Below are 11,370 nucleotides of genomic sequence, written 5' to 3'. Positions count from 1 at the left end.
TACTTTTCCCTTACTATACAATCTCTTCCAAGTACCTCTCCAATGCATCCTGCCACTTCGGCAATCTTTCAAACCCATTCTCTGACAATTTCTCTTTGCTCATCCTGCTGTTGTGCGGACGTTTTGCTTTCGCAGCAAACTCCTCACTTGTCACAGGACTCACCTTTACATTCATTCCGGCCTGTTTAAAAATCTCTTTTGCAAACTCATACCAGCTACACAGACCTTCATTTGTAGCGTGATATCTTCCGTACTTATCTGTCTCAATCATATCCACAAGCAGTCTTGCCAAATCGAATGTATAAGTTGGAGAACCGATCTGATCATCCACTACCTTAACTTCATCATGTGTTTTTCCCAGATTTAACATGGTTTTGATAAAATTTTTGCCGTTCTTTCCAAACACCCATGCGATTCTTACAATGAAAAATTTTTCCACATATTTTTCAACCGCTAGTTCACCTTCATATTTTGTAACCCCATACACATTCAAAGGATCCCTCTCGTCGTCCGGTTCCCATGGGCGTTCACCTTCTCCATCAAACACATAATCCGTACTAAGATACAGCATTTTACAGTTCAGCTCTTGGCAAGCCTTGGCAATATTTTCTGTACCCTCTGCATTGATTTTTCTGCAAAGATCTTCATTATCCTCCGCAGCATCAACTGCTGTATAAGCAGCACAATGAACCACTGCATCCGGTTTTTCGTTCTTTAGAACCGTTTCTACTTTGCCGGCATCTGTAATATCCATCTCTTCCACATCCGTACCAATCGCCACATGGCCTCTTTTTTCCAGTTCGTTTATCACATCATATCCAAGCTGACCTTTTACGCCTGTAACCAATACCTTCATATTGCATTTCCTCCACTTATAACTTACTATTTTCGATATTCTTTGATTCCCGGCCATTTCTGGTCTTTTTCAGACAAAATCAACTCCATATCTTCCGGAATCGGCCATTCAATCCCAATATCCGGATCATTCCAAGCAATACCACCCTCGTCATTTGGATGATAAAAATCTGTGCATTTATAGGCAAATTCCGCTGTCTCAGAAAGCACGACAAATCCATGAGCAAAATTTTTCGGAATAAAAAACTGTTTTTTATTTTCAGCAGACAGGATGACTCCATACCACTTTCCATATGTTTCAGATCCTTCTCTCAAATCAACTGCCACATCAAAAACTTCTCCGCTCACTACCCGAACCAGTTTATCCTGCGGATAATTGATCTGAAAATGCAGTCCGCGAAGCACGCCTTTCCTGGAGCTGGACTGATTGTCCTGTACAAACTCCATGTCAATTCCTGCTGCTTTGTAGTCATTATAATTGTAGGTCTCCATAAAATATCCGCGTTCATCGCCGAACACCTGCGGCTCAATGACTTTTAATCCTTTGATCGGACATTCTGTTACTTTAATCTTTCCCATGACAATCTCCTTCTTCTTTATCCAAAACTTATAATCCGTTTACAATATCCATCAAATACTGGCCATATGCTGTTTTCAAAAGCGGTTGTGCCAATTTTTCCAACTGTGCTTTGTCAATAAATCCTCTTTTGTAGGCAATCTCCTCAATGCAGGAAATATAAAGTCCCTGTCTTTTCTGGAAAGCTGCCACAAAATCTGCTGCATCCAAAAGCGCATCGTGATTTCCGGTATCCAGCCATGCAAATCCCCGCCCAAGCGTCTCAACATGCAGTGTCCCTTCATCAAGGTAAGCATTGTTTACACTTGTGATTTCCAACTCTCCACGTGCAGATGGTTTTACATTTTTGGCAATCTCAACAACCCTGTTATCGTAAAAATATAGTCCCGGCACTGCATAATTGGACTTAGGGTTTTCCGGTTTTTCTTCGATAGACAATGCCTTTCCGTTTTCATCAAATTCCACAACACCGTATTCTCTTGGGTCTTTTACATAATATCCAAAGATTGTTGCACCCTTTTCCAGCTTTGCTGCATTTAAGAGCACCTTTGAAAAGCTCTGCCCATAAAAAATATTATCTCCCAAAACCAGTGCGACATTGTCATCGCCAATAAACTCTTCTCCGATGATGAACGCCTCCGCAAGGCCGTTGGGAGCCTCCTGTACTTTATAAGAAAATGACATTCCAAGTTCCTCTCCGGATCCTAAAAGCTCTTTGAAAACTGGCAAATCTCTAGGTGTTGAAATGATAAGCACCTCACGGATCCCCGCCAACATGAGTGTTGAAAGCGGATAATATATCATCGGTTTATCATACACCGGCATAATCTGTTTTGACACTGCTTTTGTAAGGGGATACAACCTTGTCCCTGAACCTCCTGCTAAAATGATACCTTTCATATATCAAACTCCTCACTTTCTTTGATAACGCAAACCAGCAGTGTTTTTCAACACTGCTCGTCTGCTAATTATTATTATACATATCTTCGTAGTATTTCTGGTAATCTCCGCTTGTTACATTCTTCATCCAATCCTCATGCTCAAAGAACCATTGAATGGTTAATTTAATTCCATCTTCAAATTTTGTTTCCGGATACCAGCCAATCTCTTCTTTTATCTTGTCCGGTGCAATGGCATATCTTCTGTCATGCCCTTTTCTGTCTTCCACATATGTGATGAGATCCTCACTTACCAGTTCTTTTCTCGGATCATCAGCTGGAAGCATTTCCTGAAGAGTGTTCAAAATGATGTGTATAATTTCTATATTCTGTTTTTCGTTATGTCCGCCTATATTATACGTTTCAAACAAACGTCCTTTTTCCTGTACCATGTCAATACCTTTGGCATGGTCTTCCACATAGAGCCAGTCACGAACATTCTTTCCATCTCCATATACCGGAAGTTTTTTCCCTTGAAGCGCGTTGTTGATGATCAATGGGATTAATTTTTCCGGAAATTGATATGGACCGTAGTTATTGCTGCAGTTGGTAATATTAGCCGGAAATTTATAAGTATCCATATATGACTTTACGAGCATATCGGAAGACGCCTTGCTTGCTGAATATGGGCTATGTGGATCATATGGTGTTGTCTCATAAAAATATCCGCCCTCGTCATCCAAAGAACCATATACTTCATCTGTGGATACGTGTAAAAACTTTTTATCCTCTTTATAGATATTGTCTCCAATCTCCCACGCATTTTTTGCTGCGTTGAGCATCACCAATGTTCCTAACACATTTGTTTTTACAAACACATCCGGATTCTTGATGCTGCGGTCTACATGGCTCTCCGCTGCAAAATGTACGACACGGTCAATGTCATTCTCTTCAAAAATACGATTGATCGCATCCGCATCGCAGATATCTGCTTTTACAAATGTATAATTTTCGCGCGACTCAACATCTTTTAGATTTTCCAAATTTCCTGCATAAGTAAGTTTGTCCACATTGATGATACGGATTTCATCCCCATATTTTTTAAACATGTAATGAATATAATTTGAGCCGATAAACCCTGCTCCTCCGGTTACCAAATAGGTTCTCATGATTATCCTCCTTATAACCCTTCATAAAGTCCAGCCTCTATCAGTTGCTGAACAGATTTTACCACGATTTCCTTGTCACCTTTATATGTTACACCGAACCATTTGTCATGAGTCTTCAATACTCTAATATCAATTTTGTTCTGCTCCAAAAGTTCTCCCATGATCGTAGGCAAAAGATATTCTGATTTTTCGTTATTTTCATTTAAATTTTCCAAGAATTCAAAAAAACCTTTGTCCAGCGTATCAAAAAAATCAGGATACAACCCCCACATGTTCATGGAAACCGGTGAATCTAAGGCGATTTTCTTTTCTCCAGACACCGCAAATCCATCTTTTTTTTCAATCCCCTGTGTCTCCATAATGTGGCTGAGCATGCCATTTTCATCTACTTTACAGATTCCTCTGGTCACACCGCCGTTTTCACTCAGAGTATTCTCAAGGACAAATCCAACCATTGCCGCCTGCTGTCTATCTCTATCTTCTTGCGGTGACGTCAAATATTTGTATGCTTCCTCATAGGCCTCTCGACCATAGTAATCATCTGCATTAATTACTAGAAAAGGTTCTTTTACAACTTCTCTGCAACACAAAACCGCCTGACCTGTTCCCCATGGTTTCGTTCTATTCGGAAATTTTTCTTTGTATTTGTCCGGAATATCACAAATTTCCTGAAATGCATATTCCACATTTACTTTTTTTGCGATCCGGTTGCCGATTACTTGTCTGAAGTCTTTTTCCAAATCTTCACGTATGACAAAAACAACCTTATCAAACCCCGCTTTGCAGGCATCATAAATGGAGTAATCCATGATAATCTCTCCATTCGGTCCTACTGGCTCCAGCTGCTTGATACCTCCGCCAAAACGGCTGCCTATTCCAGCTGCCATGATTACCAGTGTAGCTGTTCCCATAAATTCACCTCTTTATTTTTTATCTCAAACTTAATCATCATATCTCATAATTTAGAAGATGTCCAGAGACTTTTTCCCGGCATCTATTCTCCCAAACCACTCTCAATGATTTCCACCATCCCGCGCAGCGCTTCCTCCTCGTCCACGCCATCACAGAATATCTCCAACTCATCTCCGCACTTCACACAGGCTCCCAAAACGCTCAGCACGCTTTTTGCGTTCGCAATCGTGTTGCGCACCCGGAAAGTAATATTGCTTTGATATTCCACAGCTGTTTTGCAGAACAATCCTGCCGGGCGCAGATGAAGTCCTGTTGTATTTGTAATCTTTACTTTCTGGCTAACCATAATGCCCTATCCTTTCTCTACCTTTTGGTCAGTGTAAGCGTTACTTCTGCTTCTTCTTCCAGCTCACATCCTTCCGGAGGGGTCACCTGCAATTTGAGCGTATAGGTTCCTTCCTGGGTAATTCCCCGCAAATCAACCCGCACTTTATCTTTCAGGTCATCCACTGTCAGCTCATTCAGTCGGGACTGGTCCTCACTCGTAAAAGCAAGCGCAATCTCCTTTGTATCGCCGTACTCTACTTTAAATCCTTCCGGCGCATTGTCCCTTACAATGGACTCCACAGGAAGATTGATGATTTTTGCATTTACTTTGTCAACCAGGATTGTCACCACCACAATATTCGCATTCTCGTCTGCAAGCTTGATCTCTTCCGGGAGGTACGGGGTGATGTCAACAGGAACCTCTGTCTTTTCCGAAATTTCTCCTACATCAAGGGCTCCCGCCGGAATCTCAATACTGGAGAGATTTTCCAGGTCGCTTTCCTCTCCTACAACTTCCACGGAGTCAGGCTCACATTCCAGTTTCGTATATACGTGCCCTTTTGAGACGCGGATTTTGGAATCATCAAATTCCAATGGAATGAGTGCTGTCTTGAGAAGACTCACTTTCACTTTCAAACCTTCCACGCCGATCGTGTTGGACAGCAGATCCTGATTGATCTCATTTCCCGCTGCATCATACAAGATGAGCGTTGCATCCAAAGTCGTATCCTCCGCAAGGCCGCTCACATCTACTCTTGCCACAGCTCTCTCAATTCTTCCGACCAATGACTGCGGTCCTGCAACGGAAATCATCTTCGGACTGGCTTCTGTGGAACCAAGTGCATACCCTTCCTGAACTTCTCCGGTTGTAACCACTGTGATCGGAAACTCCGCTTTTTTGCTGTTCTCTATTTTTATCTGCATATTTTTCGGAGACGCATATGCTTCCCGATACTCGCCTTCAAATCCCCTCACTGTGACTTCGATGGGAACCATGTTTTCCAACATCAGCTCTTTGATGTCCGCGGACGCAGAAATATCTTCCGTTCTCATTCTCTCCAAAATGGAGCGTTTCCCTCTTACAACGACAGTCACGCTGTCTGTATTATCGAGCACCTGCCATGTCTTTGCCTGATTTTCAATAATCTCCTCATGCAGTACATTTACTTTGATATTGCTGAATGTCCTGCTCTCGATCGGGTCGTTGATATTGACCACAAGCAACCACAGCACAACCGCGAAAAGAAGAGCAATGACTTTCAGCCCTAAATTATCTATCAGCTTATCTTTCATGCTTTTGCCCATGTCTTTGTCTTCCTTTCCATAAAACAAAACGTTTTGTGTCCACTGTCTTGTTCTGTACATTGATCAATCTTTCCGTCAGATACTCCGGAGTTACATCTGTCACAAGTCTTCCCCCAAATGCTGTGGACACTTTTCCCGTCTCCTCGGAAACCACAATAACAAGAGCATCGCTCACTTCACTCATGCCCACTGCTGCCCTGTGCCTTGTTCCGAGCGCTTTGCTAAGAGACATATTTTCAGACAGAGGTAAGTAACATGTGGCAGCAACCACCCTGTCTCCTCTGATAATGACTGCACCATCGTGCAGTGGTGTATTGTGTTCAAAGATATTGATCAAAAGCTGGCTGGACACTTTGGCATCCAATTGGATGCCTGTTGTCTCGTATTCGGTGAGCATGATCGCCTGCTCCACCACAATAAGCGCCCCCGTTTTCACCTTGCCCATGGAATAGCACGCAGACACAATTGCATCAATGGTCTCATTTCCAAAGCGCTCCGACTCCTTTTGCTGTCCAAACGGAATAATATTGGAGATCAGATTCTGCTCTCCCAATTTTTCCAGCGCTCTTCTAAGTTCCGGCTGAAAAACCACAACGGCAGCGATGGCAAGCACGCTGATAGAATTCTCAGCAATCCATAAAATCGTGTTCATCTTAAATAGCGCTGCTATCAAAATAAAAACTGCCAATGCAATGATCCCTTTTAATAACATCCAGGCCTTTGTATTCTTTATCCATACCAGTATCTTATAGACGATCACTGCAATGATGAAAATCTCTATGATATCCGTTATCCGGATAGTCGGAATGGAAAGCCCCCAAAGTCCTTCCTTAATTTCATCTATCATATTATGCCACATCGTAACCACCTCCTTAATTATTCTCCCTAATCTGTACTTTATTTCTCCCCTGTCTCGTCCCGTACGATTTCAACTTCCCCTGTCTCGTCATCCTGACGGACGTTGATTTTTTTTACAGTCTTTCTTGATACCGGAACAGAAATTTTAGGCACTGCTTTCACGTAATAACAGTATTCATCATCCTCAAACTGCAGGTATTCACTTCTGCTGTAATCCACAGAAAAAACAAACAGCTGTATGATCAGGGCCAGCAGTACAGAAACGATGCTGCCTGCCACCATTGGAAAATAAGAGGTTGTAACATCAAATGCAATATCTCCCACAACAATCACTATGATATTGATGATAGCACCTGATACGATCGCTGTCTCCCACGCATGGTCAAATGCCTGTTTTCTTACAGTGTATACAAGCAGAATACAGAGAGTAAACGCTGCCGCCACTATCCACATTCCCCTGTCCTGAAATACTTTCTCCATAAACACCGTGACCTGCCCCAGCATTCCGTCCGCACCTTTCACGACCGTAATGCCGGCCGCAATGTAGTTCATCATATAGTAGATCAAAGTTCCGCACAGGATCGGGACAATATAGGCAGGACTCCCCACAAGCCCGCATATGATCGGCACTGCATACGGTATTTTTAAAATAAATGCTATAGGCACGAGCAGGATCACAAGGGATGTTTTTGGTGAAAACCGAAGGTAAAATGCTGTCATTACAACCAATATAGCAGCCACTACCATCGCTATGCCTATGGAAACCCCCATCATCTGCACAACCATCATAAGCCCTGCTGCTACTGCGATCGCGGACATGGGAAGGAATGTACAGACAACCGCCAGCACAAGAGCAACCAACGGCCGTGCAGCCAGCTCCACAAACCCAATTTCATTGTTCAAAATCATAAACACGGCAAGCCCGAAAACAAACTGGAACCCCTTGTCAATATATTTCGAATACAGGCCGTAGACTCTTTTTAGATACTCCCGAAACTCAAACACCTTACTCATGATTTGCTCTCCTTTTCGTACATTTTCAACAGTGTAACAAGGTCCCTGTTGTATATTTTCACCCTCTGCCTTGCGTCACTGTGCCTTTTTTTGCATCTCCGGTAAGTATAGACGAGAGTACCGATGAGACCGGCTATGTACACAAAGATTGCGATGATTCCGCTCAAAATCAGCACCATGATGTTTCCACCATTCATCAGTGCCTCTGAGAACGATATTCCCACAAGAAGGCCAAGTAATATATATCCTACCGTGAACCATATAAAACTCCAGAGAAGATTCTTGGAAGAATAATCCTTTCTGAAATAAGTGCTGACCCGGATATCCTCTTTTCCTTTATTATTTTCCTCGTACATTGCCATCTTAGTCATGAGCACGACACGTTTTTCATCCAGCATTCCCGACACCTCACTTGACATTTCATTATCCCAATAAATATTCATTTTAGTATAACATATTTTCAGAAATCTTGTCCAATACTTATCGTAAAAAACCAGATGTGTTTCGCTCCTGCTTTTTTCAAACACTCTGCCACTTTTTCCACTGTGGCACCTGTTGTATAAATGTCGTCCACGACCAGAACATTTTCGATGCCGTTCAACACTTTTTTCATTCGAAATGCATCCTTTAAATTTTTTCTTCTGTCCTGCCTGCCTTTTAACTTTTGAGGAGTTGTCGGAAGAACACGGGCGACGCTTTCACTGTCCACCGGAATTGTGAGCTCTTCACCCAATTTTTCTGCCAATACCTGTGCCTGATTGTATCCTCTCCTGCGCCTCTTTTTGTCGTACATAGGTACCGGGACGATCAGCTGGATATTCCACTTTTTTATCTGTCCTTTGAAACGTCGGGCGCACTCTTTTGCATAGGCATCCGCATAAAGACGACAGTTGTGATATTTAAACCGATAAATGGATTCGCTGACAGGAGGCTTGTGCACCCACAAGCTGATTCCTCTTTCGTACGGCAGTTCCTTTGGATTTTTGCAGGCAGTACAGTACTCCTGTTCCTTTTTCCTGACAGGCTTTCCGCATTTTACACATTTGGGCTCTTTTACTTCCACCAGCTTTTTCCTGCAGGAATCGCAGATCCATTTATTGGAAGGCCTTCTGCAAAACGGGCATTTCCATGGATATAGCAGCTCCGATAGTAAACTAAATAATTTCTTAAATATCTTTAACATTTTTCAAGCAACTTATTTGGCACATCAAATTTATCTCTTTCATTATACGGTTTTGAATTCACGGATCCTTTCGGCCAGGCTCGTATATCTTTTCTGCTCATTTACATTTTGGATCATCCTCTGAATCATCATGTCATCGCCAACCAAAGTCACACATTTCTTCGCCCTGGTCACTGCTGTGTACAGCAAATTTCTGTGCAGCAGCTGGCGCGGGCCTGTCAGAATTGGCATTACCACTGCCGGATATTCACTCCCCTGGGCTTTATGTATAGTGATCGCATACGCGTGTTCCAGTTCATCGAGCATTTTAAATGTATACTCTACCTTCTTTTTCTCGTCGTACTCCACAGTCAACGTTTCCGATTTATTGTGGATTTCCGTGATGACTCCCATATCACCATTGAACACCCCAAGCCCTTTGTCAATGACAAGACCATATTTGGTAGAAATCTCCCATTCCAACTGATAATTATTCTTAATCTGCATCACTTTATCGCCCACCCGAAAAATTCTGTCCCCATACTCCTTCTCCTCCTTGTTCTTTGCAGGAGGATTGAGATACTGCTGAAGGATCACATTCAATCGTTCCACTCCAAGAGCCCCTTTACGCATAGGAACCATGACCTGAATATCGAAAGCATCCGCCTCCACATATTTGGGGAGTTTCTTTTGTACAAGTGCCAGCGTCACTGCGATCACTGTATTGGCATCCATTCGTTTCAGAAAAAAGAAATCGTTGCTTTTATTATCCATAATGAGCGGTTTTCCTTCATTGATACGATGTGCATTCATGACGATATCGCTCTCACTGGCCTGTCTGAAAATCTTTGTCAGCTCCATCATAGAAAAGCATCCGGATTCTATCATATCCTTCAGCACGCTTCCCGGCCCCACAGAGGGCAGCTGGTTTTTGTCACCCACCAGGATCAGTCTTGTGCCCACGCTGACTGCCTTTAGAAGTGCGTGCAGAAGAGGCAGATCAACCATAGACATTTCATCAATGATAATGACATCTGCCTCCAGAGGATTTTCCTCATTTCGCATAAATGCGCTGCCGGCCCCTTCTTCCTCAGGGTTCCCATTCACTTCCAAAAGCCGGTGGATAGTCTGTGACTCATAACCTGTTGTCTCGCTCATCCTTTTTGCAGCCCTTCCTGTCGGAGCTGCGAGCAGAAAATCCATCCCTTCACTCTCAAAATACCGAATCATGGCATTAATGGTCGTTGTCTTTCCTGTGCCAGGTCCCCCGGTCAGAATGAAAACTCCATGACGCACTGCCTCCACCACTGCGGCTCTCTGTTTTTCATCCAGAAAAAGCCCCGCATTCTCTTCCACTTTTTTCATCCTGCTTTCAATCACAACATCCGCAACATCACACTCTCCGTCAAGGTCATGGAGCATCTTTGCCGTATTTAATTCCATATAATAATACAAGGCAGGATAAATACATGTTCTTCCATCATTGTCCTTGACCACAATCTTCCTTTCCATGGAAAGGTCCATCAAATATTTCTCAATGTTCTCGATTCCAGTTCTCAAAAGCTCCCCTGCTTTTTCCAGGAGTTCTTCCTTTGGCAAATAAATGTTTCCTTCTGCCACGCTCTGCAGCAGTGTATAAAAAATTCCGCTCTGAATCCTAAAATCAGAATCCTGTCTGATCCCAATTTTTTCTGCAATCTCATCCGCAGTTTTAAATCCCACTCCCTGAATCGTATCTGCAAGCTGATAGGGATTCTCCTCAAGCACACGGTATACATTTTGCCCGTAATGCTGATAAATCTTTGCCGCAAGATTAACGGAAACCCCATATTTCTGAAGAAAGATCATGGCTTTGCGCATGTCTTTTTTCCCTTCCATCTGCTCTGCGATTTCCCTTGCCTTTCTTTCACTGATTCCTTTGACCTCTGCAAGTCTTTCCGGTTCCTCCTCGATAATGCGGAAAGTCTCCTCTTTAAATTTCCTTACGATTCTTCCTGCAAGCGCAGCTCCCACTCCGGAAATCGCCCCGGATCCAAGATATCTTTCCATGGAGACAATATCTTCAGCCTCCTTAATTTCATGGGATTTCACTTTAAACTGCTGTCCGTAAATTGCATGTTCTGTATAATCGCCGGTCATCTCCAGCATCTCGCCCTCGCTGATATAGGGGAACACACCCACACATGTCAGCTCCCCGTTTTCATTTTCTATATTAAAGACTGTGTATCCGTTTTCTTCGTTTCGAAATACGATGTGCTCGACATACCCTTTAACTACTTCCATAGTAACTCCCTTCCGCTCATCTGTACAGCC

The 11,370-nt window shown here is 43.0% G+C and carries 12 protein-coding genes; all 12 read right to left on the bottom strand.

Annotated features, from left to right (window positions below):
- Positions 1 to 13: 13 nt before the first annotated feature.
- Entirely contained in the window at positions 14 to 856 is an 843-nt protein-coding gene (gene rfbD / locus B5F18_RS06925; protein WP_087156948.1) for a dTDP-4-dehydrorhamnose reductase, read from the bottom strand.
- 26 nt (positions 857 to 882) lie between these two features.
- Positions 883 to 1,434: a dTDP-4-dehydrorhamnose 3,5-epimerase gene (gene rfbC / locus B5F18_RS06920; RefSeq protein WP_087156947.1), complete on the bottom strand. Its 552-nt coding sequence runs from the start codon at positions 1,432 to 1,434 to the stop codon at positions 883 to 885.
- A 28-nt stretch (positions 1,435 to 1,462) separates the two neighbouring features.
- Positions 1,463 to 2,332, bottom strand: coding sequence for a glucose-1-phosphate thymidylyltransferase RfbA (rfbA, locus tag B5F18_RS06915; RefSeq protein WP_087156946.1), 870 nt, complete (start codon positions 2,330 to 2,332; stop codon positions 1,463 to 1,465).
- 64 nt (positions 2,333 to 2,396) lie between these two features.
- Entirely contained in the window at positions 2,397 to 3,479 is a 1,083-nt protein-coding gene (gene rfbB, locus B5F18_RS06910) for a dTDP-glucose 4,6-dehydratase (protein ID WP_087156945.1), read from the bottom strand.
- 11 nt (positions 3,480 to 3,490) lie between these two features.
- Complete coding sequence (locus tag B5F18_RS06905; protein WP_087156944.1) at positions 3,491 to 4,390, bottom strand: sugar phosphate nucleotidyltransferase; 900 nt, start codon at positions 4,388 to 4,390, stop codon at positions 3,491 to 3,493.
- An 83-nt stretch (positions 4,391 to 4,473) separates the two neighbouring features.
- Positions 4,474 to 4,737 carry an HPr family phosphocarrier protein gene (locus B5F18_RS06900; RefSeq protein ID WP_087156943.1) on the bottom strand — a complete coding sequence of 88 codons (264 nt, stop codon included), beginning with the start codon at positions 4,735 to 4,737 and terminating at the stop codon, positions 4,474 to 4,476.
- Positions 4,738 to 4,754: 17 nt separating this feature from the next.
- Positions 4,755 to 6,023, bottom strand: a complete 1,269-nt coding sequence (locus tag B5F18_RS06895; protein WP_162607556.1) for a CdaR family protein — start codon at positions 6,021 to 6,023, stop codon at positions 4,755 to 4,757.
- On the bottom strand, positions 6,001 to 6,882 hold the full coding sequence (gene cdaA, locus B5F18_RS06890) for a diadenylate cyclase CdaA (protein WP_330394131.1): 882 nt from the start codon (positions 6,880 to 6,882) through the stop codon (positions 6,001 to 6,003). Before cdaA ends, B5F18_RS06895 begins: the two co-directional genes overlap by 23 nt.
- Before the next feature lie 38 nt (positions 6,883 to 6,920).
- A complete protein-coding gene (locus tag B5F18_RS06885) occupies positions 6,921 to 7,895 on the bottom strand; it encodes a hypothetical protein (protein ID WP_087156941.1) in 975 nt (324 codons plus the stop codon).
- On the bottom strand, positions 7,892 to 8,314 hold the full coding sequence (locus B5F18_RS06880) for a DUF805 domain-containing protein (protein WP_143468383.1): 423 nt from the start codon (positions 8,312 to 8,314) through the stop codon (positions 7,892 to 7,894). The genes B5F18_RS06885 and B5F18_RS06880 overlap by 4 nt, the downstream gene beginning before the upstream one ends.
- 41 nt (positions 8,315 to 8,355) lie before the next feature.
- A complete protein-coding gene (locus tag B5F18_RS06875) occupies positions 8,356 to 9,078 on the bottom strand; it encodes a ComF family protein (protein WP_087156939.1) in 723 nt (240 codons plus the stop codon).
- A 42-nt stretch (positions 9,079 to 9,120) separates the two neighbouring features.
- Positions 9,121 to 11,340 carry an SF1B family DNA helicase RecD2 gene (gene recD2, locus B5F18_RS06870; RefSeq protein WP_087156938.1) on the bottom strand — a complete coding sequence of 740 codons (2,220 nt, stop codon included), beginning with the start codon at positions 11,338 to 11,340 and terminating at the stop codon, positions 9,121 to 9,123.
- Between the last annotated feature and the right edge of the window lie 30 nt (positions 11,341 to 11,370).

The sequence above is a fragment of the Lachnoclostridium sp. An181 genome (assembly GCF_002160325.1).
Classification (GTDB): Bacteria; Bacillota; Clostridia; order Lachnospirales; family Lachnospiraceae; genus An181.
This window is presented reverse-complemented; position numbering and strand designations above follow the sequence as displayed.